Raw genomic sequence first — 24,002 nt, forward strand, 5'->3', positions numbered from 1 at the left:
GCAAAGCCACTAGACGGGAGGCCGCGACTTTGCCATTTGGGCCGGGCGGATGCTCCCGGCCCCCCGAAAGGTGCGCTGGCACCACTGGACACATGTGCGGGCGTGGCGAAATTGGTAGACGCACGGCACTCAAAATGCCGCGACTTTGTCATGTCGGTTCGAGTCCGACCGCCCGCACCAACAGAAGCCGCCGTCCGCTGCGACACAATGGCCGCACAATGACCGCAAGGGGTTGATCGCGCGGTGAACAGCGGGCACCCCTTCGCGCGGGGCCTGTATGCCTCTCCGTTCGGCGAACAGGAAGGTTCTTCCAAACATGGATGCAGCGCAAGCACGTGACTGGCACGCCCATCATCCCCCCGAAGTCCTGGATATTCTGGAAACCTCGGAACACGGCCTCACGTCGCCGGAGGCGGGGGAGCGCCTGTCCGTTCACGGGCCGAACACGCTGCCGGCCACGGCGGCGAGGCATCCGCTGTTCCGCTTTCTCGAGCAGTTCAACAACGCGCTGATCTATTTCCTGCTCGCGGCCGCAACGGCGGCTTTCGTGCTCGGCCACGCCGTCGATGCGGTGGTCATCATCGTCGTCGTGCTGGTGAACGCCATCGTCGGGTTCATCCAGGAGGGCAAGGCGGAGCAGGCGCTCAGCGCCATGCAGGACATGATCGCCCCGCACACGCGCGTGCTGCGCGACGGCCGGCGGCAGGAAGTGCCCGTGGGCGAGGTGGTGCCGGGCGACATCGTGCATCTGGAGGCGGGCGACCGGATTCCGGCGGACGTGCGCCTGCTGGAGACGCACGGCCTGCTCGTGGACGAGGCGGCGCTGACCGGCGAATCGGTCGCGGCCGAGAAGCACCATGCCGCGGTCGACATGACCGCCGCGCTCGGCGACCGGCGCAGCATGGCGTTTTCGGGCACGCTGGTCGCGGCCGGGCAGGGCGTCGGCGTGGTGGTGGAAACCGGCAGCCGCACGCAGATCGGGCGGATCAGCCGGATGCTGCAATCGGTGGAGCGCCTGACCACGCCGCTGCTGCGCCAGATCGACGGGTTCGCGCGGCGCTGCACGGCGGTGGTGTTCACGGGGGCCGTGCTGCTGTTCCTGTTCGCGGTCTTCGTCCGCGGCTTCGAATGGACGGACGCGCTCATCGCCGTCGTCGCCGTCGCGGTCGGCGTGGTGCCGGAGGGGCTGCCCGCCGTCATCACCATCACGCTCGCCATCGGCGTGCGCCGCATGGCGGCGCGGAACGCCGTGATCCGCAAGCTCCCGGCGGTCGAGACGCTGGGCGCCACCTCCGTGATCTGCACGGACAAGACCGGAACGCTGACGCGCAACGAGATGACCGTGCGCCACGTCGCGACGGCGGACCATGTGTTCACGGTTTCGGGAACCGGCTATGCGCCGGACGGCGCGTTCACGCTGGAGGGCGAGGGGGATGCCGCGGAGACGGCGGCGCGCGATCCGATCGTGCTGTGCGGCCTGCTTTGCAACGACGCCAATCTCCGCCCCGACTGGTCGGCGGACGGCGACCCGATGGAAGCCGCGCTCGTCAGCCTTGCGCTGAAGGCCGGTCTCGACCCTGCCGGGGTTCGCGGCGCGTGGAAGCCGGTCGCCAAGATCCCGTTCGACGCCGCCTACCGCTTCATGGCGACGCTGCGGGAAGGGCCGGCGGGCGAAATCGCGGCCTTCGTGAAAGGCGCGCCGGAGGCCCTGTTCGCGATGGCGGGCGCGGACTTCGACAGCGCCGCGTGGAACGCGCGCGTGGCGGAGGCGGGCGCGCGCGGCGAGCGCGTGCTGGCCTTCGGCATGAAACGCATGGCTCCGGGGTGTGGCAGGATCGGCTTCGAGGACCTCGCGGACGGCGTGACGCTGCTCGGCATCATGGGGTTCATCGACCCGCCGCGTCCCGAGGCGATCTCGGCGATCGCCGAATGCCGGTCGGCCGGGATCGCCGTGAAGATGATCACCGGCGACCACGCGGCGACCGCGCTCGCCATCGCCCGCCAGATCGACCTCGCGGACGATCCCGAAGTGATGACCGGCGCCGAACTCGACGCGCTGCCCGAGGACCGGCTCGCCGAGGCCGTGCAGCGCGTCAGTGTGTTCGCGCGGACCAATCCCGAGCACAAGCTGCGTATCGTCCGCGCGCTTCAGGCGGGCGGCGCCATCGTCGCCATGACCGGCGACGGCGTGAACGACGCGCCGTCGCTGAAACAGGCCGATGTCGGCACCGCGATGGGCCGGAAGGGCACCGATGTCGCCAAGGAAGCGGCGGAAATGGTGCTGCTCGACGACAATTTCGCCTCGATCGTGAACGCCGTGTACGAAGGCCGCACCGTCTACGACAACATCCGCAAGGTCATCTCGTGGACGATCCCGACGAACGGCGGCGAGGCGGTCGCGGTCATCATCGCCATTCTCGCGGGCTTCGCGATGCCGATGTCGGCGACGCAGATCCTCTGGATCAACCTCGTGCTGTCGGCGACGCTCGGCCTCGTGCTGGCGTTCGAGCCGTCGGAACCCGGCATCATGCGCCGTCCCCCACGCCCGGCGAACGCGCCGCTGCTGTCGCCGTTCCTGCTGTGGCGGGTGATCGTGGTCTCGCTGCTGCTCACCGGCGCGGCACTCGGCATCTTCTTCTACGGCCTCGCCGCAGGCCGCGACCTCGAGACGGCGCGCACGCTGGTCGTCAACATGCTGGTCGTCGCGGAAATCTTCTACCTGTTCAACGTCCGCTACCTGCACATGACCTCGATCACGTGGCGCGGCGCGCTCGGCACGCCGTCCGTGCTCGCGGCGATCGCCGTGGTCGTCGCGGCGCAGCTTTTGTTCACCTATGCGCCGTTCATGAACGCGCTGTTCGAGAGCCGGCCGCTCGGCGTGATCGACGGCGCGCTCATCATCGCCGTCGGCGTCGCGCTCATGCTGCTTCTGGAAGCCGAGAAGACGGTGTTGCGCCGGCTCGGATGGTTCGAGGAACTGAAGGCCTGAACGATGACCGAAACACCCGAGATCGTCTTCCACGGCGCCGCGCGCACGGTGACGGGGTCCTGCATGGAGCTTCGGGTCGGCAAGCGCCGCCTGCTCGTCGATTGCGGCCTGTTCCAGGGATCGCGCACGCTGGAGGCGCTGAATGCGGAAGGCTTCGCGTTCGATGCCGCGCGCCTCGACGCCGTCATCCTCACGCACGCCCATATCGACCACAGCGGCCTGCTGCCCCGGCTGGTGCGCGAGGGATCTGCAGGGCCCATATGGTGCACGGGTCCGACGCGCGACCTGCTCGACCACATGCTGCCCGACGCGGGCCGCATTCAGGAAAGCGACGTGGAGCGGCGCAACCGCCGCGCGGACCGCGCCGACGAACCCGAGGTCGAGCCGATCTATACCGAGGCGGATGCGAAGCAGGCCGCGGCGCTTGCAAGGCCCGTCGCGCTCGAACGCTGGTTCGAGCCCGTGCCCGGCGTCCGCGCCCGGTTGTGGAACGCCGGCCATATCCTCGGCTCGGCGTCCGTCGAGATCGAGGCCGGCGGCAGCCGCCTGCTGTTCTCGGGCGACATCGGGCCAGAGCACAAGGCCTTCCATCCGGACCCGGAAGCGCCGCAAGGCTTCGACCACGTCGTCTGCGAAAGCACCTACGGCGACCGCACCCGCGAGCACACGACGATCCCGGAGCGGCGCACGCTGCTCGAAGCCGAGATCAAGGCGGCGCTGACGCGCGGCGGCAACCTCGTCATCCCCGTGTTCGCGCTGGAGCGGACGCAGGAACTGCTGCTCGACGTCGCCATGCTGATCAACACCGGGCGGCTGCCCTACACGCAAGTCTTCATCGATTCGCCGCTCGCCAGCCGCACCACCGGCGTCTTCGCGCGGCACGCCGCCGATCTCGAGGACATGGGGTCGGGCGAGGTCTTCCGGCACCCGGCCTTCCACTATGTCGGCAGCGCGTCGCAATCCATGAAGCTGAACAGCGTGTCGGGCGCCATCATCATGGCCGCTTCGGGCATGTGCGAAAGCGGCCGCATCCGCCATCACCTCCGGCACAATCTGGGGCGGCGGGAATCGACGGTGCTGTTCGTCGGCTTCCAGGCGGCCGGAACGCTGGGCCGCACCATCATGGACGGTGCGCCGCGCGTGCGTATTTCCGGCCACGACGTGGCCGTGCGCGCGCAGGTGCGCCGCATCGACAGCTATTCCGCCCATGCCGACCAGGCCGACATCTTGCGATGGATCAATGAGCGCCGCCCGATCGCTGGCAGCATCTTCCTCACACACGGGGAGGCGGATGCGATGGAGAGCCTGCGACGCCTGTTGCAGCGCGACGATGCGGCGGCGTCGATCGTCACGCCCGAACTGGGCGAGCGCTACGCGTTGCCCCCGCGCGCGAAGGCCCGGCGCCTTTCGGCGGGGCGGACGGACATGGAGGCCGCCGTGGGCCGCGACTGGCAGAACGCCTACGCGGACTTCGCCGTCAATCTGAAGCGCGAGCTTTCGGATATTGAAAACGCCGCGGCGCGGCGCGAGGCGATCGAAAGGATGCGCGCCGTGCTACAGTCGTACAAGGCGAGCCGGATGAACAGGAAGATCGAAGCACAATCCGCGAGAGGAGACCGGAAATGACGACAGGCGACACGAACAGAACACCGCGGCACCTGCTGCTGGCCACCGATCTCGGCGCGCGCAGCGACCGGGCGCTCGACAGGGCCGTGCTGCTGGCGCGGGAATGGAACGCGAAGCTCACCGTGGTCCATGCCGTCGATCCCGACCACAACACCCGCGACCTTCGCAAGGAATGGGACACGCCTTCGTGGCGTCGCCCGCCCGACCCGATGAAGGTGGCCATGAGCCGAATCCATGCCGACCTTCCCGATCTCGATATCCGTCCGGAGGTCGTCGTCGAGGCCGGAGACCCCGCCGAAGTGATCGCCGGCACGGCAAAACGGATCGGCGCCGACCTCATCGTCATCGGCGTCGCGCGCGATGAAGCGCTCGGGCGCAGGCTCCTCGGCGATACGGTCCAGAGGCTCGTGCAGAAAGCGCCGGTTTCGCTGCTGGTCGTCCGGAGCCGGCCGAAGCGGATGTACGGGAAGGTCGTGGTGGCGACCGACTTCTCTCCCTCGTCGGCCGTCGCGCTGAGCGCGGCCGCCCGCCTTTTCCCGAACGCCGATTTCACACTGTTCAACGGCTACTCGATTCCATACTCGGGAATCCTCGACACGTGGAACGTGCGCGACGAATTCGACGACTGGGGCCGGAAGGCCTGCGACAAGTTCCTTTCGGAAACCGACCTGCCCGAAGGGTTCGCCGCGCGCGTCACCCGCCTCGTCGAGCCGGGCGAGCCGGAACGGCTGCTCGGCGAACTCGTCTCGGGCGGGCGCGTGGACCTCACGGTCGTCGGCAGCCACGGCGGCGGCGCGCTTTACGAGATATTCGTGGGCAGCACGGCGAAGCGGATCATCGACGAGGTGCCGGGAGACGTGCTCCTCGTGCGTGCGCCCAAAGCGAAATAGGCGCATGTCGGCCGCACCGTGCTGAGCGCGCTCCTCTGGTGCATCGCCGGCATCGTGGTGCTCGTCGCCGGGGCGGAGGTCGTGGTGCGCGCCGGTGCGAAGGTCGCGGCGGACCTCGGCATCCCGCCGCTCATCGTCGGGCTGACCATCGTCGCGATCGGCACCAGCGCGCCGGAGCTTGCCGTGGGGATCGAGGCCGCCCTCCAGGGCAGCGGCGCGCTTGCGGTCGGCAACATCGCCGGGACGAACACGCTCAACCTGCTGCTCATCCTCGGCCTCAGTGCGCTCATCGACCCGCTGGCGCTCAGGTTGCAGACGCTGCGCCTCGACCTGCCGGTGATGGTCGCCTCCGCGTTCGCGCTGCTCGCCATGGCGTGGGACGGCGTGCTGACCCGCACGGAAGGCGCGGCGATGGTCGCGGGCGCGATCGTCTATACGGCGGTGATCGTCCGGCTTTCGCAGCAGGAAAGCCTGCGCGTCAAGGCGGAGTATATCGCGGAGTTCGGGGTTTCGCCCCGCGAGCGCAGCCGGGTCGAAACGATCGTGAACCTTGCGGGCCTCATGGTGGGGATCACGATCATCATCATCGGCGCCGACTGGCTGGTGGACGGCGGCGTCACGCTCGCGCGCGGCCTGCAAATCTCCGAGGCGCTGATCGGGCTCACCGTCGTCGCCATCGGCACGTCGATGCCGGAGCTGGTCACTACCATCGTCGGCACCATCCGCAAGGAGCGCGACATTGCCGTCGGCAACCTCCTCGGCAGCAGCATCTACAATATCCTCGCGATCCTCGGCATCACCTGCCTCGTGCCCGCGGGAGGCGTCCGCTTCGGGCCGGAACTCGTGTCGGTGGATATTCCGGTGATGGCCCTCGTCGCGTGCATCTGCGGCCCGGTTTTCTTCACCGGGCGCAGGATAAGCCGGCTCGAAGGCCTGCTCTTCGTGACCGGCTACGCGGCCTATCTCGTCTATCTCGTGACGAACCGGACGTAGGCGCCATGAACGCCGCCGCCATCGACAGGCGCCCCGGACAAAGGGTATCCGGTGCTGTGCCCTGCACCGGCCACCACGTTCTGGAGCACTGGACTTGACCGACACGGCGATGATCGAGAACCGGACCTTCGACGAGATCAGGGTGGGCGACACCGCAAGCGTCGTCCGGACGCTCGGCGAGGCGGACATCCAGCTTTTCGCGCTGGTCTCGGGCGACGTGAACCCGGCGCATCTCGATGCGGCGTTCGCGGCGACCGACACGTTCCGCCGGGTGATCGCGCATGGCATGTGGGGCGGCGGGCTGATCTCCGCCGTTCTCGGCACCGAGCTTCCGGGGGCGGGCACGATCTACCTCGGCCAGTCGCTGCGCTTCGCGCGGCCGGTGGGGCTCGGCGACACCATCACCGCGTCCGTGACGGTGAAGGAGAAGCGGCCGGAGAAGGCCGTCGTCATCCTCGATTGCCGCTGCACCAACCAGAACGGCGAGGACGTCGTCACGGGCGAGGCCGAGGTCATCGCGCCGACGGAAAAGGTGCGGCTTCCGCGCATGGAGCTGCCCGAGGTGCGGATCAGCGACCATGACGGCTACAGGAAGCTGATCGAGATGACGCGGGTCGGCGACCCCGTGCCGACCGCCGTCGCGCACCCGTGCAGCGCCGCGGCCATCGCCGCCGCCGCCGATGCGGCGGAGGCGGGGCTGATCGTGCCGATCCTCGTGGGGCCGGAAGCGAAGATCCGTGCCGCCGCCGAGGCCGCGGGCAAGGACATATCGGCATTCCGTCTCGTTCCCGCACCGCACAGCCACGCGGCGGCGGCCGAGGCCGTCGCGCTGGTCCGCTCCGGCGAGGCGAAGCTGCTGATGAAGGGATCGCTGCACACCGACGAGATGATGGGCGCGATCGTGCCCTCGGCGACGGGCCTGCGCACCGAGCGCCGCATCAGCCACGCCTATCTGATGGACGTGCCCGAGCACCCGACGCCGCTCATCATCACCGACGCCGCCATCAACATCGAGCCGACGCTGGCCGAGAAGGCCGACATCATCCGCAACGCCATCGACCTTGCCCACGTGATCGGCATCGCGGCGCCGAAGGTGGCGATCCTCTCGGCGACGGAAAGCGTAAACCCCGCGATCCGCTCGACGCTCGACGCCGCGGCGCTCTGCAAGATGGCGGACCGGGGCCAGATCACCGGCGGCGTGCTCGACGGGCCTCTCGCGCTCGACAATGCGATCAGCGAGGCGGCGGCGAAGGAGAAGGGCATCGTCTCCCCGGTCGCGGGCAAGGCCGAGATCCTCGTCGTGCCCAATCTGGAGGCGGGGAACATGCTGGCGAAGCAGCTCACCTTCCTCGGCGGCGCCGACGCGGCGGGCGTGGTGCTCGGCACGCGGGTGCCGATCATCCTGACGAGCCGCGCGGATCTGCTGCGCACCCGGCTTGCTTCCTGCGCGGTCGCCGTGCTGCTGGCGCGCGCGGCGACGAAAGCAGCGCCGGGGCTGGCAGTATCGGGCGCGTCCGGCGCATGAAGGCCGTCGTCAGCCTCAATTCGGGCTCGTCCAGCATCAAGTTTGCATTGTTCACATTGGACGATGAGGGCGCGCCCGTCCTTTCCGCGGGCGGCAAGATCGAGGGGATCGGCATCGCGCCGCGCCTCGTCGCGCGCAGCGTGGACGGCAGCGTCGTGCTCGACCGCGACTGGGCGGGCGGCGTGGGCCTCGGCCACGCTGCACTGCTCGAAGACCTGTTCGGCTGGGCGGGGGGACATCTCGAAGGCTACGAGGTGCTCGCCATCGGCCACCGCGTCGTCCACGGCGGCACCGACTTCGCCGCGCCCCGGCGGGTGGACGACGCCTTGCTCGCCGCGCTGGAGACGCTCTGCCCGCTCGCGCCGCTGCACCAGCCGCACAACCTCGCCGCGATCCGCGCCATCGCCGCGCTGCGCCCCGACCTGCCGCAGATCGCGTGCTTCGATACCGCTTTCCACCACGACCGGCCCGAGCTTGCCACCCGGCTCGCCATCCCGCGCGAACTGCACGCGCAGGGTATCCGGCGCTACGGCTTCCACGGCCTCTCCTACGAATATATCGCGCGGCGGCTCGCGGAGATCGACCCGGAGACGGCGAAGGGCAGGGTGATCGCGGCGCACCTCGGCAACGGCGCGAGCCTCTGCGCGATGCGCGGCGGCCGCAGCGTCGACACGACGATGGGCTTCACCGCGCTCGACGGGCTGATGATGGGCACGCGCTGCGGCAGCATCGACCCCGGCGTCGTGCTGCATCTCCAGACGCAGATGGGCATGAGCGCGGCGGAGGTGGAGCAGATGCTCTACAGGAAGTCGGGGCTGCTCGGCGTGTCCGGCGTCTCCAGCGACATGCGGGCGCTTTCGGAAAGCGCGTCACCTGACGCCGAGGAAGCGATCGCGCTGTTCGTATGGCGCGCGGCGCGCGAGGCGGGCGCGCTGATCGCCTGCATCGAAGGGCTCGACGGCCTCGTCTTCACGGCCGGGATCGGCGAGAACCACGCTGCCGTGCGCGCGCGGATCTGCGCGCGTCTGGCGTGGGCCGGAATCGAGATCGACGCTGACGCGAACGCCCGCAACGCGGAGCGCATCAGCACGCCGGGGAGCCGCATCGCCGTGTATGTGATTCCGACCGACGAGGAACGCATGATCGCGCTCCACACGCTGAACGTGGTGAAGGCGGCGGCCTGAGGGCCGAACGCGGCGGCGCGAAACTGGCGGAGACGGAGGGATTCGAACCCTCGATACGGGTTAACCCCGTATGGCGGTTTAGCAAACCGCTGGTTTCAGCCACTCACCCACGTCTCCAGCCGAAGGCGCGGCTATAGCGAAGCCGCTCGCCGCGTTCAACTCATGTTGTGACGGCCATTTGCCTTCAGCGTGTCGACGATCCGCTTGACGTCCTGCGCACGCTCGTTGGCGACGACGAGGACGGCGTCGCCGGTGGCGATGATGGTGACATTGGAGACGCCGACGGCGGCTATAAGTGGGCCTTCGCTGCGGATCAGGCAGTTCGCGGTATCGAGCGCGAGCACGTCGCCGCCCACGGCGTTGCCGCCGTCGTCGCGCGGCAGCTGTTCGAGGAGCGCGCCGAATGCGCCGATGTCCGACCAGCCCATCTCGACGGGGACGACGGCGACGCGATCGGCCTTTTCCATCACGGCATAGTCGATGCTGTCCGACGGGGAGGCGAGGAAGCTCGCGCTGTCCGGGCGGATGATGTGGCCTTCGGCCGCGGCCGCCGCGATGGCGCGGCGCGCGGCGGCCTCGATTTCCGGCGCGTGGCGGCGCAGTTCCGCGAGGAAGCTGCCGGCGCGCAGCAGGAAGATGCCCGCGTTCCAGCAGAAGCGGCCGGTTTCGAGATACGCTTTCGCGGTCTCGAGGGGCGGCTTCTCGACGAAACGGGCGACGCGCTGCACGCCCTCCGCGAGGGGTTCGGCGCTTTCGATATAGCCGTATCCCGTCTCCGGGCGGTCGGGCGTGATACCGAACGTGACCAGCCAGCCGTCCGCCGCGAGCGGCTGCGCCCGGGCGATCGCGGCCCGGAAGGCCTCGACATCGTTGATGATGTGGTCGGACGGCATGACGAGCATGAGTTCGTCCTCGGCGAGCAGGAGCGCGGCGAGCGCGACCGCGGGCGCGGTGTTCCGGCCCGCGGGCTCCAGCACGATCGCGCGCGGCGAGACGCCGATTTCGGCGAGCTGCGCCTCGATCCCGGAGAGGTGGGCCTCCCCGGCGACGATGAGCGGCGCGGCGAAGCCGTTTTCCGGGGGCGCACGCCGCGCCGCCGACTGGATCAGCGTCTCGGGCCCCAGAAGGCGCAGCAGCTGCTTGGGGCTCGCATTGCGGGACAGCGGCCAGAGGCGGGTTCCGGCGCCGCCGGAAAGGATAACGGGCGTGGTTTGCACTTTGTTCACCGCCTTGTTCTACCTCCACAGCCTATAGGTCCGTGTCGCGGCGGCCCACAAGCGGCGCCGAAACACGGTCCGGCGCATCGCCGCCATAAATCCGTCGCTGGCGCGTTCCTGGCAAGCTATTGTAAAGTGTTGGCAAAGCAGGGGGACAGTCGAAGCCGATGAGCAGGGGTGGCCGCGTTTGATCCGACTCTTCAACCATTATCTCCCGCGTCCGTTGCTTATCCTCGGCCTCGTCGAGATCGTGCTGATCTATCTTTCGGTGCAGGCCGCGTGGCTTTTCCGCGCCCAGCAGATCGACATGGACCCGGGCAACGTCCTGGCGCGCGCGCCGCAGTTCGGGCTCTATGCGGCGACGGTCTACCTCGTGATGCTCGGCATCGGCGCCTACCAGATGGACTGTTTCCGGTCGCTGCGCATGGCGATGAGCCGCATCGCCGTGGCGATGCTGGTCAGCATCACCGCGATCTCGGTGATCCTGTTCTTCTTCCCGGACGTCGATCTTTGGCGGTCGGTCGTTCTCTATGCCATCGCGCTCACCTTCGTGGTGATCTTCGCGTGGCGGGTCCTCATGTCGCAGATCATGAAGTGGAAGAGCTTCCGCTTCCGCGTGCTGATCATCGGCGCCGGGCAGCGCGGCGGGCGCCTCGCGCGCGCGTCGGAGGCCCCGGACTCGAACTTCACCGCCGCCGCCGTGGTGCGGCTCACCGATACCGGTAACGTGATCGACAATGCGCTCGCGATCGATTCGGTGCCTTCGCTCGTCGACCTGTGCGAACGCCTGCGCATCGACGAGGTCGTGCTGGCACTCGACGAGCGGCGCGGCGCGGCGCCCAGCGAAAAGCTCCTCGAGGTGAAGCTGGCGGGCTTTCCGGTCTCGGAGATCAGCAGTTTCCTCGAACGGCAGACCGGGCGCGTCGACCTGCGCTCGATCTCGCCCTCCTGGCTGATCTATTCCGACGGCTTTCTGGGCGCTGAGCCGCTCGCGATCATGCTGAAGCGGCTGTTCGACATTACCGCGAGCCTCATCCTGCTCGTGCTTGCGTCGCCCATCCTCGTCGTGGCCGCGCTCGCCGTGAAGCTCACCAGCAGGGGCGACATCTTCTACCGGCAGGAGCGTGTCGGCCAGTTCGGGAAGACCTTCAACGTCGTGAAGTTCCGCTCCATGGTGGCGGATGCCGAAAAGGACGGGAAAGCGCAGTGGGCAAAGTCCGGCGATCCGCGCGTGACGCCGGTCGGCCGCATCCTCCGCACCACGCGAATCGACGAGATTCCGCAGATCTACAATGTGCTCACGGGCGACATGAGCTTCGTGGGCCCCCGCCCGGAACGGCCGGTGTTCGTGGAGGAGCTGGCGGCCGAAATCCCGTACTACCGTGAACGGCACATCGTGAAGCCGGGCATCACCGGATGGGCGCAGCTCAACTATCCCTACGGCGCGAGCGTGATGGACGCGCGCCACAAGCTCGAATACGACCTCTACTACATCAAGAACTACAGCCTGTTCCTCGACCTTCTCATCCTGATCCAGACGGTCCGCGTCGTCGTCTGGCAGGACGGGGTGCGCTAGCGCCGTGCCCGCGGAAAGCGACGTCAGCGCTTTCAGCCACAGCGTGGCGGCGATCGGCTATCTGCTGCTCGCCGGCCTGCTGATCTTTCGCCGGCCGCAATCGCCCGCGGACTGGTGGCTGGTGGGCGCCTCGCTGGCGACGGCGCTGTGGGCGGTTCTCGTCGTCCTTGTTCCCGCCGTTCGCCCCGAACTCACGGTGCTGGTCTCGATCGCGGAAACGCTGCGCTCGGCGACGTGGGCCATTTTCGCGGCGGTTCTCGTCATCAGCAACTGGCAGGACACGGCCCACAATCCCTCGCGCAGCGTCCTCATCGCGCTCGCCGTCGTCGTGGCGCTGCAAATGGCGGGCGACGTGTGGAGTCTGGCGCGAGGCGCCGCCGTTCCGGAGTGGCTGCAGTATTTCTTCACGATGGGGCGCCTTGCCGTCGCCATCGGCGGGCTGGTGCTGACGCACAACGTCTATGTGAACTCGGCGCCCTCCAACCGCTGGAGCATCCGCCTGCTCTGCATCGCGCTCGCCGGGATCTTCGCCTACGACCTCAATCTCTACACGCTGTTCCTGCTCGACCGGACGATGGGGCCGGACCTCGTCGAGGTGCGCGGGCTCGTGAACGCGCTGGTCCTGCCGCTCATCTACCTGTCCGCCGCGCGCAACCGGGGGCTCCGGCTCCAGGTGTCGCGGCAGGCGGCGTTCCATACGTTGTCGCTCGGCGCCATCGGGCTCTACCTCGTGCTCATGTCGCTGGCGGGCTACGGCTTGCGACTGGTCGGCGGAGACTGGGGGCGGCTGCTCCAGATCAGCTTCATCTTCGCAGCGGCGGTGCTCGCGGCGGTCATCCTGTTCTCGGGCCGCGCGCGGGCGTGGCTGCGTGTCCAGATCAACAAGCATTTCTTCGCCTACAAATACGATTACCGGCAGGAATGGCTGCGTTTCGTGAACACGGTCTCGAGTTCGGGGCCGGGCCTCGGCGCGCTTCACGTGCGCGTCGTGCAGGCCGCGTGCGAACCCGTGGATTCGCCCGGCGGCGCGCTGTTCATCGCCGGGGAGGACGACAGCTTCGCACATCTCGCGCGCTGGAACTACCGGACTCTGCTGCCAGGGCATATCGAGGGCGCCGCGCGCCTCAAGGCGCACTTCGAGGCGAGCGGCCGTATCCTCGACATCGAGGAGCACCGCGCCGGCACCGGGGCGGTGCGGCTGCCCCAATGGCTGATCGAGGACCCGCAGGCGTGGCTGCTTGTGCCGCTGATCCACATCGACGAGGCGATCGGTTTCATCCTCATCGAGCGGCCGCTGACGCAGCGCGAGCTGAACTGGGAGGATTTCGACATCCTCCGCACCGTGGGCCGGCAGGCGGCGAGCTATGTCGCCGAGGCGGCGGCGCTTGCGAAGATCGCGGAATCGCGCAAGTTCGACGAGTTCAACCGGCGCTTCGCCTTCATCATGCACGATCTCAAGAACCTGGTGAGCCAGCTGAGCCTCGTTGCGCGCAACGCCGAGCGCCACGCCGACAATCCGGAGTTCCGGGCGGACATGATCGCGACGCTGCAAAGCTCGGTCGCCAAGATGAACGATCTGCTGGCGCGCCTCTCGCAGCAGAGCGTGCAGGGCGGGGCGTCTGCCGACACGTTCGATGTCGGCCATGCAGTTGCGTCGGTGGCGACGGCTGCGCGCCGTTCGTGGCCGGAAATAGCCGTCGAGGGCGATGCGGAGACCGTCACGGCGAAGGGAGCGGCTGACCGTTTCGAGCAGGTGCTGACCCATCTCGTTCAGAATGCGGTCGATGCGAGCGCGCCGGGCAGCCCCGTGACCATCGCGGTGGAGCCGGGCGACATCGTGCGCGTGCATGTTCGCGACCGCGGCCGCGGCATGAGCGCCGACTTCATCCGCGACGAACTCTTCGCACCCTTCAAGTCGACCAAATCGGGGGGCTTTGGTATAGGCGCATTCGAGGCGCGGGAAATGACACGGGAAATGGGCGGTAAACTCCTGGTTGAAAGCGAACCGGGCGTGGGGAGCTGCTTTACGATCGAGCTTCCCGCCGCGGCCGCGCGGCAGGAAGCGAACAGGCGGGAAGGCTGAATGGCGAACAAATCGGCACCGAAACTGCTGGTCGTCGAGGACGACGAGGGGCTGCAGCGCCAGCTCAAGTGGTCATACGAGGACTATGAGGTGCTCTGTGCGGGGGATCGCCGCGCCGCCATCGAGCTGCTGCGCGCTCACGAGCCGGTGGTGGTGACGCTCGATCTCGGCCTGCCGCCGGACCCGGACGGCACGACCGAGGGCTTCGCCACGCTCGAGGAAATCCTGTCGCTGAAGCCCGACACCAAGGTCATCGTCGCCTCCGGCCACGGTGCGCGCGAGAGCGCGCTCCGGGCGATCGCGCTCGGCGCATACGATTTCTACCAGAAGCCGGTGGACATCGACCAGCTCGGCCTCATCGTGCAGCGGGCGTTCCATCTTCATGCGATCGAGACGGAAAACCGCCTTCTCGGCGAACGCGACGGTCACGAGGCGCTCGGAGGGCTCATCACCAGTTCAGACAGTATGCTCCGGGTCTGCCGGATGATCGAGCGTGTCGCCAACACCGACGTTTCCGTCATGCTGCTCGGCGCGAGCGGTACCGGCAAGGAAGTGCTGGCGCGCGGGCTCCACGACAGCTCCGGGCGCAAGGGCGCGCCGTTCGTCGCGATCAACTGCGCGGCGATCCCCGAAAACCTCCTTGAGGCCGAGCTGTTCGGCTATGAAAAAGGCGCGTTTACCGGCGCGGTGAAGACCACCGAGGGCAAGATCGAGCTTGCCGAGGGCGGCACGCTGTTCCTCGACGAGGTCGGCGACATTCCGCTGCCGTTGCAGGTGAAGCTGCTGCGCTTCCTTCAGGAGCGCGTGATCGAGCGAATCGGCGGCCGCAGGACGATCGCGGTCGACGTGCGCATCGTCTGCGCGACGCACCAGAACCTCGAGGCGATGATCGCGGAAGGCGCCTTCCGCGAAGACCTCTGGTACCGGCTCGCCGAGGTCGTCATCAAGATTCCGCCGCTTGCCGAGCGGCAGGGCGACGCCGTGCTGCTCTCCCACCATTTCCTCCGCAAGTACGCCCGCGACATGAAGCGTCCGGTGAAGGGCTTCAACGCCGATGCGCTGGCGGCGATCGAGGCGTGGAAGTGGCCGGGAAACGTGCGCGAGCTTGAAAACCGCATGAAACGCGCGGTGATCATGGCGGACAGCAGCCGGCTTTCCGCCGCGGACCTCGACCTTGCCGAAGTCGAGGACGACGATTTCCTGAACCTCCGCGCCGCGCGTGAGCGGGCGGACCGAAATGCCATCCGCATGGCGCTGGCGCGTACCGAGTCCAACGTATCGAACGCGGCCAAGCTGCTCGGTGTCAGCAGGCCGACGCTTTATGATCTTCTGAAGCAATATAATATTGAGACCTGACGGTCATAATGCCGTGGCCCACACAAAAAGGTCGCACGCGGCCACGGCAAGTCGAACCGTCCTATCGAGGATAAAAAGATGTTGAACAAGACCTTCTTCAAGCTTGCAGCGGCGACCCTAGCGCTTGCGGCTCCCATCGGCGTCGCGGCCTTTCCGGCGCACGCCGACGCGCGCAGCGAATCGAACGATGCCTATGTGCAGGGCTTCCGCCTCTTTCAGGCCGGCGACTATCGCGGCGCCCGCATCCAGCTCCTGAAGGCGCTGAAGGCCAATCCGAACAACGGTCTTGCCCGGCTGCTTCAGGCGCGCGTCGCGCTGGAGTTCGGCTCCGGCGTGCAGGCGCAGACGGAACTGGAACGCGCCATGCAGGCGGGCATCCCGTCGTCGAAGGTTCGCCATCTGCGCGCGCACGCCCTGTTGATGCAGCGCAAGTACAGCGAGGCGATGGACCTGCTCGACGCACGGTCGATCGAGCCGCAGTTCGCCGCCTATGCGGCGCGGCTGCGCGGGCAGATCCTGACGCAGCAGCGCAATCTGCCGGAAGCGCGCGCCGAGTTCGAACGCGCCCGCCGCATTGCGCCGAACGACCCGGAGACGATGGTCGACGTCGCGCGCTTCTATGCGTCCGACGGCAAGATGAACGAAGCCTCGGCGCTTGCCGATCAGGTGCTTGCCGCCAAGCCGACGAACGTGAAGGGCCTGATGCTGAAGGGCGACCTCGTGCGCCGCTCGCAGGGGCTCGAAGCGTCGCTCACCTATTTCAACCGGGCGATCGAGGCCGATCCCAACAACATCGAGGCGCTGCTGGAGCGCGCCGCCACGCTCGGCGACCTCAAGCGCGAGGATCAGGCGCGCGCCGATCTCAAGCGAATCAACGGGCTGGTGCCGGATCACCCCCTCGCGCTCTATCTGGAAGCCGTGCTCGAAACCCGCAGCGGCCAGTATGAGAAGGCGCGCCAGTTGATGACGCGCACGAAGGGCCTGCTTGCGAACTACGTGCCGGCGCTGATGCTGCAGGGTATGCTGGCCTATCAGGCGAACGACGTGGCGCAGGCCACCGACTTCTTCGGCAAGGTCGTCGCCGCGGCGCCGCAGAGCGTGCTTGCGCGCAAGCTCTACGCAGCCTCGCAGCTCAAGGGCAACGACACGCGCGGCGCGATCGCCTCGCTGAAGCCGATCATCGATTCCGGGGCTGCCGACGGGCGCACCTTCGCGCTCTACGGCGCCGCCTATGCGCGCGAGGGCAACATGGCCGAAGCGCAGCAGTATCTCGAAAAGGCCGTCACCGAAGCGCCGAAGGCGGGCGAGCTGAAAACCCAGCTCGCCATGACGCAGCTCCTGCAGGGTAACGCCGAGGCTGCCGAAGAGGAGTTGATGGCGGTGCTGAAGGACGACAGCAAGTCGCTGCAGGCGCTGATGGTGCTGACGCTGATCCAGATCCGTGACCGCGAGTTCGACAAGGCGCTCGCGACCAGCAACCGGATCATCACCCTCTATCCGGACCTGCCGGTCGGCTACAACATCCGCGGCGGCGCCGAGCTCGGCCTCGGGCAAACGAAGAAGGCCGAGGCCAGCTTCCGCACCGCGCTCCAGAAGAAGGCGGACTATACCGAGGCGCGGCGCAACCTCGCGCAGGTGCTCATCTCCACGGGCCGCATAGCGGAGGGCGAACGCGAGCTGAAGCTGCTGCTCGAACAGAACAAGCGCGACGGCCGCGCGTTGACCCTGCTCGCCGCGACGGCGGCGCGGCGCGGCGACGCCACCGCCCGCGTCGAATGGCTGCGGCAGGCGGCGGCGGTCGACGCGAAGCAGCTCGGCCCGCGCGTGCAGCTCGCCGACGCCTACCTCGACACCAACCAGAGCAAGCGCGCGCTCGACGAGGTCGCCTCGATCCTTCGCGACTTCCCCGATCAGCCGCAGGCCCTGCTGGCGGCGGCCCGCGTGTATGAAGCGGCGGGGCAAGGCAATCAGGTCGAATCGGTTCTGAACCGGCTCGTCAATGCGCAGCCGGACAGCCCGCAGCCGCGCGTCATGCTGGCCCGCGCGCAGGAGACGAACAGGAAGATCGCGGCGGCGCGCTCCACCTACCAGCGCATTCTGGCGATGCCGCGCGTCAATCCGGCCCCGGTCTATTCGGAACTGGTGTTCTTCGAGGCGCGGCAGGGCGACTGGACCGCGGCGAAGGAGTGGGCGGACCGCCTGCGCAAACATGCGCCGAAGGAGAATTTCGGCGACCTCGCGCTCGGCCGCGCCTATCTCGCCCAGAATCAGCCGGCGGCGGCGCTGCCGTATCTGGAGGCGGCGCAGAAGACGAAGTTCAACCTCGCGGCGGCGCGCGCGCTGTCACAGGTCTACACGCAGACGGGCAAGACCGGGCAGGCCATCACGGTGATGCAGGCCTATCAGAAGGCCAACCCGCGCGACCCGATCGCGCTCGCGGCCATCGCCGAATTGCAGATGCAGCAGCGGCAGTACAAGGCGGCCATCGCCAACTACGAGGCGCTGCGCAAGCTGCCCAACGCCGAAAAGAGCGTGACGGTGCTCAACAACCTCGCCTGGGCCTATTCGCTCGTCGGCGACAAGCGCGCGCTGGCGACGGCGAAGGAGGCCTATGCGGTCGGGCCGAACGTGCCCGCGGTGCAGGACACCTACGGCTGGCTGCTCATCCGCAACAAGCAGGACAAGACGCTGGCGCTCACGCTGCTGCAGAAGGCGGCGGCGGGCTCGCCGACCGACCCGGACGTGCGTTTCCACCTCGCCGTCGCCTATGCGATGAACGGGCAGCGCGGCAAGGCGGTGGAGGCGCTGCAAACCGCGCTCAAGACCCCGCAGTTCGACAGCCGCGGCGCGGCGCAGAAGCTGCTGACGAGCCTGCAGGGCAGCTAGGCTCCATCCCGTCCGCGAAACCGGCGGGCAAGGCTTGCCTTTGCCCGCCGGGACGCTTAATGGCGGGCGCACGGTCGGAGCGTAGCGCAGCCTGGTAGCGCATCACACTGGGGGTGTGGGGGTCGCAGGTTCGAATCCTGTCGCTCCGACCAGCGTCTTCCCGAAGTTTACGAAATAGTCCGCCACGTGCCGGATTCGCGATAGGATTTGACAAATAGGAACCGGATGGGTTCGTTCTGCCTCCCACGGCAGGAGAGCCCGCTCATGGCGTCCATCGACGATCTCATCGAAATGCTGCTGCACCGCGAGGGCGGCTTCGTCGACCACCCCGACGACCGCGGCGGACCCACCAACTTCGGCATCACCGAGGCCACCGCGCGCGCCGCGGGCTACGCGGGCGCCATGCGGGACCTGCCGCGCAGCCTCGCGGCGGACATCTACCGGAAGCGCTACTGGCGGGACACCGGCTTCGACCGCGTGAATGCGCTGATGCCGCGCATCGCGGCGGAGCTGTTCGACACGGGCGTCAACATGGGCCCCGCGGTCGCCACCGGCTTCCTGCAACGCGCGCTGAACGCGCTCAACCGGCGCGAGCGCGACTGGCCGGACATCCCGCAGAGCCGCGTGATCGACACGGCGACGCTCGCCGCGCTGAAGGGGCTGGCCGCCGCGCGCGGCAAGGCCGGGGAGACCGTGCTGCTGCGCGCGCTCGAAGCGCTGCAAGGCGCCCGCTACATCGAACTCGCCGAGGCGCGGCCCGCCAACGAGAGCTTCGTGTTCGGCTGGCTCGCCGGGCGCATCGGCGATTTCCACGCCTGAACCGGCGGCAGGAAAGGAACGAGGGAAGGAGAGGCCCATGTCGCTCGTGGACGGCATCATCGCACCGGTCGCCAAGCTGCTCGACCGCATCATCCCGGACAAGGAGGCGCGCGAACGCGCCAAGCTGGAGCTGATCCAGCTCGAAGACAGCCACGAGCTGAAGCTCATCGAGGCGCGCATGGCCGCGATTCTGGCCGAGGCGAACGCGGCGGACCCGTGGACGAGCCGCGCGCGCCCGAGCTTCCTCTACGTGATGTACGTGCTGCTGCTCTGGTCGATCCCCATGGGCCTCATCGCCGCCGCCGACCCCGCGACGGCGAAGGCGATCGGGCAGGGGATGGGCGCCTATCTGGAGGCGATCCCCGAGCCGCTCTACATGCTCTTCGGCACCGGCTACCTCGGCTACACGGCGGCGCGCAGCTGGGGGAAGGTGAAGGGGGCGGATCGGTAGGGACAGCGCCCGCACACATCACGGGCCTGATGTCGGCCTGCTTTACATCTGCTGCGCGCCGCGGTCGACAGCGCGCTGATAACCCACAGGAAACCTTCTATCTTTTCGTTATGGCCTGATTTTTGCATTTTGACAAAGCGGTTCGGACGGATGGCGACATCCCCCGGCGCGTTGACGACGGCAAGAACAGGAGGAGCATCAATGACGATGAGAATGCTGGGCCTCGCGGCAAGTATCGCTCTGGCCGGACAGGCGCAGGCGGCCAATCTGGTCCTGAACGGCGATTTCGAGGCGGGGAACACGGGGTTCGCGACGAGCTACACGTATAACGCTGCGAACGGCACCGCACAGGGAGTCTATACGGTCGGCAGCAATCCGCGGGCATGGCACAGCGCCTTCGTGGTCGCAGGCGATCATACCACCGGCTCGGGGCTGATGTTCATCGCCAACGGCTCGGCGAACGAAGGCGATATCGTCTGGCAGTCCTCGCCGATCGACATCGCGGCGGGCATCGACTATTTCTTCGAGGCGTTCGTCATGAACGCCTATCCCGCCAGCCCGCCCGTCCTCACGTTCACGGTTTCGCTGGACGGCGGCGAAGAATTCGAGCTGAACACGCTGACCGTGCCCGTCACGCCGACCGGCATCTGGCACGGCCTCTCCACCACGTTCAACAGCGGCGGCGCGACAACGGCCAGCCTTTTCCTGCGCAACGCGCAGACCGCCTTCGGCGGCAACGACTTCGCCATCGACGACATCTGGCTGGGCACGACATCCATCGTCAATCCGACCGAGCCGACGGACCCCGGCGGACCGACCAACCCGGTTCCCGAACCCGCGGCGCTTGCCCTGTTCGGGCTCGGCCTTGCAGGGCTCGGCATACTGCGCAGGCGCAAAACGGCCTGATTCCAACACTCGGGGTTTCAGGGGGGCGGGGCTTCGGCGCCGCCCTCTTTTTTTGGCACGGACACCAGACAGGGCAAAAGGCGGTTGGTACAGGGATGACCTTGCGGGCCGTTCGCGTCAGTATGCACGCAAGGGAGAAACATATGCGGCATATTCTGACCATCGCCCTGCTGCTCGCGGCGGCACCCGCTTCGGCCGAGACGCTCATCGTCGGCAACAAGGGCGAGAACACGGTGAGTTTCATCGACCTCGCGAGCGGCAAGGAACTGGCACGCTCGGCGAGCGGGGCGAATCCGCATGAGGTGGCGCTTTCGCCGGACGGGACGCGGGCGGCGGTGGTGAATTATGGCGGCAGCGCGATCGACGTCTATGCGGTGCCGGGCGGCGAGCGGCTTGCGACGTGGGACATCAGCCCGAACGCGCGGCCGCATGGGCTGCTCTGGCTTGGCGACGGGCGGCTGGTGGCGACCGCCGAGGGTTCCAAGACGCTGGTGGTGATTGACGGTGCGGACGGGCGCGTGGTGCGGTCGATCCCGACCGGGGCGGAAGGCTCGCACATGGTGGCGGTGCACCCGTCGCGGCCGCGCGCCTACACGGCGAACATGAAAAGCGGCAGCGCGAGCGTCGTCGACCTCGAAAGCGGGCGGACCATCGGCCATCTGGCGGCCGGGCGCGAGGCGGAAGGCATCGCGCTGACGCCGGACGGCAAGCAGCTCTGGATCTCGAGCCGGGGATCGAACGAGGTCCACGTCTACGACACGGAGACGGAAAAGCTCGTGCGGCGCATCGAGGCCGGGCCGTTTCCGCTGCGCATCGCGATCAGCCCGGACGGGAAGGAGGCCGTCACCTCGAATCTCGAGGCAGGCACGCTCGGCGTTTACAGCGTGGCGACAGGCAGGCTGGAACGCACGGTTCCGGTGAGCGGCACCGCCGACGCCATGCAGGTGACGATCCTGTTCCGGCCGGACGGCAAGCGGCTCTATGTCGCCGAGACGGGGCGGAACATGGTGGCGGAACTCGAATGGCCGGGCGGCAAGGTGCTGCGGCGGATTCCGGTGGGCGTGAACGGGGACGGGCTCGGGTGGTCCCCGGTGGGGGCGGAGTAGGGGGACCCGTCGGAATTCCGCCCATGCCGGGCTGCAAACGGCGGCTTTCTGCGCTTCCGGTGCTCACGTACCTTTAGTACGCTCCGCTCCGGTTCTCGAAATCCACCATTTTCGCTCCGGCCTGAACGGAATTCCGATGGGTCCCGGGCGTTAGGGGCGGATTGTGCGGAGGGGTTTTTGCCCTCGCCGCCGCTACCCTCACCGACTTCGCCTGCGGCCTTCGGCCAAGGCTTCGTATCCTCTCCCGCGGGCGGGAGAGGAGGGGCTATGCGTCCTGGGGGCGGAGGGGGCGGTGCAGCTTTGCGAGCCTTGCGTAGTGCTTCGGCCCTTCGCGGTTTCCGGCGATCTCTTCCGGGCTGAGATCGCGCACGTATTTCGCCGGGCGCCCGGCCCACATCTGGCCCGAGGGGATGCGCTTGCCGGGTGTGAGCATCGCGCCCGCCGCCAGCATGGCGTCGCTTTCGATGACGCAGCCGTCCATGACGATGGCGCCGAGGCCGACGAAGGCGTGGTCGTGGAGCGTGCAGCCGTGGACGATCGCGGTGTGGCCGATGAGGCAGTGGCTGCCGATCACGGTGTCGAACGTGCCGCCCGAGACGTGGACGATGGTGCCGTCCTGGATGTTGGTGCCTTCGCCCACGGTGATCGAACCGACGTCGCCGCGCAGCACGCAATTGTACCAGACGCTCGATCCCGCGCCGATCTTCACCTTGCCGATGACGTGCGCGCCGGGGGCGATGAAGACATCGTCGGCGATCTCGGGCGCGGCGCCTTCGAACGTATAGACGGGCATGGATTTTCCTTCGTGCGTCGGAGATCAGTCCCAGCCGCGCGCGCGGGCATAGACGATGATGCGCGCGTCCGCGTGGCCGGTGGTGGCGGAGGTCTCGTGGAAATCGAGCTCGGGATGCCGCCGCATCCGCAAGCGGTCCATCAGCCCCCAGCTGCGCGTGTTCTCCGAGACGGTGAGCGCGACGATGCGCTCGCAGTCGAGGTTGGCGAAGCCCCAGTCGAAGCTGGCGTAGGCGGCTTCCTTGGCGAAGCCCTGACCCCAGCAATCGTGGCGGAAGCGCCAGCCGATCTCGATCTCGTTCTCGACCGGGGTTCCCGCCTTGTCGCAGACGAGGAGGCCGCAGAAGCCGATGAACGAGAAGTCCGCCTTGCGCTCGACCGCCCAGAAGCAGTGGCCGTGCTCGCGCTGGCTGGCGATCATGCGCTCCATCGCGGCGTCGGCATCCGCCGGACTGCGCGGGCCGCCGAGGTGCTCCATCACGCGCGCGTCGGCGCACAGCATCCGGAACGGGAGCCGGTCGGACTCGCGCCACGGGCGGAGCTTGAGGCGGTCGGTGACGATCACGGGAACAGCGGCGCGGCTTCGAGGCCGGTCGTCTCGGGAAGGCCGAACATCAGGTTCATGTTCTGGACCGCCTGACCCGACGAGCCCTTCACGAGGTTGTCGATGGCGGCGATGACGATGGCGCGGCCGGGCACGCGGTCCTCGAAGACATTGAGGACGCAGTGGTTGGAGCCGCGCACCATGCGCGTCGCCGGGGCCTTGCCCTCGGGCAGCAGGTGCACGAACGGCGCGGCGGCGTAGCGGTGGCCGAGCGCGGCGCGGAGGTCCGCGGCGGTCTTGCCGGGCACCAGCTCGACCGTGATGGTCTCGAGCTCGCCGCGGTTCATCGGCACGAGGTGCGGCGTGAAGCTGATCGTGACGGGGCCGTTCGCGCGCTTCGAAAGCTCCTGCTCGATCTCCGGCATGTGGCGGTGGCGGCCGATGCCGTAGGGGTGCACGGCCTCCGCGACCTCGGTGAACAGGTTCGCCTCCTTGAGGCTGCGGCCCGCGCCGGAGACGCCGGAGAGCGCGTTGATGGTGATGCGCTCGTGGCCGATCAGCCCGGCCTCCAGCAGCGGCAGCAGCGCGAGCAGCGCCGCGGTCGGGTAGCAGCCGGGGCAGGCGACGATGCGCGCGGCAGGGAGCATGTCTGCCGCATATTCGGTGAGGCCGTAGACGGCATCGGGCAGCAGCTCCGGCGCCGGGTGCGCGTTGCCGTACCACTCGGCATAGGTCTTCGCGTCGTTCAGCCGGAAATCCGCCGACAGGTCGACGATGCGCACGCCGCCGAGCGTCGAGAGCAGCGCGGCGGAGGCGGCGTGCGGCAGGCAGCCGAACACGGCGTCGATGCCCGCCCAGTCGATCTCCTCGGCGCGGACGAGGCCGGGCAGCGGCACGTGGGCGAAATGCGGCCACACGTCCGCCATCGCCTGCCCCGCCTTGGCGTTGGCGCTGAGCGCGGCGATCTCGATATTCGGATGCGTGAGCGCGAGACGCACGAGATCGGCGCCGGTGTATCCCGACGCTCCCAGCACGGCGATGCGGACTTTCTGCGACATG

Annotated in this window: 18 protein-coding genes and 3 tRNA genes; 16 read left to right on the top strand and 5 right to left on the bottom strand. The window is 68.2% G+C overall.

What is annotated here, in order from left to right; translation table 11 throughout:
• Positions 1-96 precede the first annotated feature (96 nt).
• The 7 genes from PE061_RS14795 (at position 97) to PE061_RS14825 (ending at position 9,207) form a co-directional block, all read left to right on the top strand.
• Positions 97-180, top strand: a tRNA-Leu gene (locus PE061_RS14795).
• 136 nt (positions 181-316) lie between these two features.
• Positions 317-2,989, top strand: coding sequence for an HAD-IC family P-type ATPase (locus tag PE061_RS14800; RefSeq protein WP_271256015.1), 2,673 nt, complete (start codon positions 317-319; stop codon positions 2,987-2,989).
• Between the two features lie 3 nt (positions 2,990-2,992).
• Positions 2,993-4,615, top strand: a complete 1,623-nt coding sequence (locus tag PE061_RS14805; protein ID WP_271256016.1) for an MBL fold metallo-hydrolase — start codon at positions 2,993-2,995, stop codon at positions 4,613-4,615.
• Positions 4,612-5,505: a universal stress protein gene (locus tag PE061_RS14810; RefSeq protein ID WP_271256017.1), complete on the top strand. Its 894-nt coding sequence runs from the start codon at positions 4,612-4,614 to the stop codon at positions 5,503-5,505. Before PE061_RS14805 ends, PE061_RS14810 begins: the two co-directional genes overlap by 4 nt.
• 18 nt (positions 5,506-5,523) lie before the next feature.
• Positions 5,524-6,498 (top strand): calcium/sodium antiporter, encoded by a 975-nt coding sequence (locus tag PE061_RS14815; RefSeq protein WP_271256018.1) that lies wholly within the window; start codon positions 5,524-5,526, stop codon positions 6,496-6,498.
• A gap of 109 nt (positions 6,499-6,607) precedes the next feature.
• Positions 6,608-8,023, top strand: a complete 1,416-nt coding sequence (locus PE061_RS14820; RefSeq protein WP_420794401.1) for a bifunctional enoyl-CoA hydratase/phosphate acetyltransferase — start codon at positions 6,608-6,610, stop codon at positions 8,021-8,023.
• Positions 8,020-9,207, top strand: coding sequence for an acetate/propionate family kinase (locus tag PE061_RS14825; RefSeq protein ID WP_271256020.1), 1,188 nt, complete (start codon positions 8,020-8,022; stop codon positions 9,205-9,207). Before PE061_RS14820 ends, PE061_RS14825 begins: the two co-directional genes overlap by 4 nt.
• Before the next feature lie 24 nt (positions 9,208-9,231).
• Here the strand turns inward: PE061_RS14825 and PE061_RS14830 are convergent.
• Positions 9,232-9,324 (bottom strand) — tRNA-Ser (locus PE061_RS14830).
• A gap of 38 nt (positions 9,325-9,362) precedes the next feature.
• Positions 9,363-10,424: a mannose-1-phosphate guanylyltransferase/mannose-6-phosphate isomerase gene (locus PE061_RS14835; protein WP_271256021.1), complete on the bottom strand. Its 1,062-nt coding sequence runs from the start codon at positions 10,422-10,424 to the stop codon at positions 9,363-9,365.
• Positions 10,425-10,611: 187 nt separating this feature from the next.
• Here PE061_RS14835 and PE061_RS14840 point away from each other — a divergent pair, with 187 nt between their 5' ends.
• The 9 genes from PE061_RS14840 (at position 10,612) to PE061_RS14880 (ending at position 21,607) form a co-directional block, all read left to right on the top strand.
• Positions 10,612-12,000: a TIGR03013 family XrtA/PEP-CTERM system glycosyltransferase gene (locus PE061_RS14840; protein WP_271256022.1), complete on the top strand. Its 1,389-nt coding sequence runs from the start codon at positions 10,612-10,614 to the stop codon at positions 11,998-12,000.
• 4 nt (positions 12,001-12,004) lie between these two features.
• Positions 12,005-14,083 carry an XrtA/PEP-CTERM system histidine kinase PrsK gene (gene prsK / locus PE061_RS14845; protein ID WP_271256023.1) on the top strand — a complete coding sequence of 693 codons (2,079 nt, stop codon included), beginning with the start codon at positions 12,005-12,007 and terminating at the stop codon, positions 14,081-14,083.
• Positions 14,084-15,439 carry a PEP-CTERM-box response regulator transcription factor gene (gene prsR / locus PE061_RS14850; RefSeq protein ID WP_271256024.1) on the top strand — a complete coding sequence of 452 codons (1,356 nt, stop codon included), beginning with the start codon at positions 14,084-14,086 and terminating at the stop codon, positions 15,437-15,439. It begins immediately after the preceding gene.
• Between the two features lie 78 nt (positions 15,440-15,517).
• On the top strand, positions 15,518-18,325 hold the full coding sequence (gene prsT / locus PE061_RS14855) for an XrtA/PEP-CTERM system TPR-repeat protein PrsT (RefSeq protein ID WP_271256025.1): 2,808 nt from the start codon (positions 15,518-15,520) through the stop codon (positions 18,323-18,325).
• A 75-nt stretch (positions 18,326-18,400) separates the two neighbouring features.
• Positions 18,401-18,477 (top strand) — tRNA-Pro (locus PE061_RS14860).
• A gap of 112 nt (positions 18,478-18,589) precedes the next feature.
• On the top strand, positions 18,590-19,144 hold the full coding sequence (locus PE061_RS14865) for a glycoside hydrolase family 108 protein (protein WP_271256026.1): 555 nt from the start codon (positions 18,590-18,592) through the stop codon (positions 19,142-19,144).
• 37 nt (positions 19,145-19,181) lie between these two features.
• A complete protein-coding gene (locus PE061_RS14870; protein ID WP_271256027.1) occupies positions 19,182-19,595 on the top strand; it encodes a 3TM-type holin in 414 nt (137 codons plus the stop codon).
• Positions 19,596-19,796: 201 nt separating this feature from the next.
• The gene (locus PE061_RS14875; RefSeq protein ID WP_271256028.1) at positions 19,797-20,501 is read left to right on the top strand and encodes a PEP-CTERM sorting domain-containing protein; all 705 of its coding nucleotides are present in this window, start codon (positions 19,797-19,799) and stop codon (positions 20,499-20,501) included.
• A 143-nt stretch (positions 20,502-20,644) separates the two neighbouring features.
• The gene (locus tag PE061_RS14880) at positions 20,645-21,607 is read left to right on the top strand and encodes a YncE family protein (RefSeq protein ID WP_271256029.1); all 963 of its coding nucleotides are present in this window, start codon (positions 20,645-20,647) and stop codon (positions 21,605-21,607) included.
• Positions 21,608-21,872: 265 nt separating this feature from the next.
• Here PE061_RS14880 and PE061_RS14885 read toward each other — a convergent pair whose 3' ends face one another.
• The 3 genes from PE061_RS14885 to argC are packed head-to-tail and all read right to left on the bottom strand — an operon-like array spanning position 21,873 to position 24,001.
• A complete protein-coding gene (locus PE061_RS14885) occupies positions 21,873-22,400 on the bottom strand; it encodes a gamma carbonic anhydrase family protein (protein ID WP_271256030.1) in 528 nt (175 codons plus the stop codon).
• Between the two features lie 24 nt (positions 22,401-22,424).
• Positions 22,425-22,964 (bottom strand): GNAT family N-acetyltransferase, encoded by a 540-nt coding sequence (locus tag PE061_RS14890; RefSeq protein WP_271256031.1) that lies wholly within the window; start codon positions 22,962-22,964, stop codon positions 22,425-22,427.
• On the bottom strand, positions 22,961-24,001 hold the full coding sequence (gene argC / locus PE061_RS14895; RefSeq protein WP_271256032.1) for an N-acetyl-gamma-glutamyl-phosphate reductase: 1,041 nt from the start codon (positions 23,999-24,001) through the stop codon (positions 22,961-22,963). The genes PE061_RS14890 and argC overlap by 4 nt, the downstream gene beginning before the upstream one ends.
• Between the last annotated feature and the right edge of the window lies 1 nt (position 24,002).

It is taken from the genome of Sphingosinicella microcystinivorans (assembly GCF_027941835.1).
GTDB lineage: Bacteria > Pseudomonadota > Alphaproteobacteria > Sphingomonadales > Sphingomonadaceae > Sphingosinicella.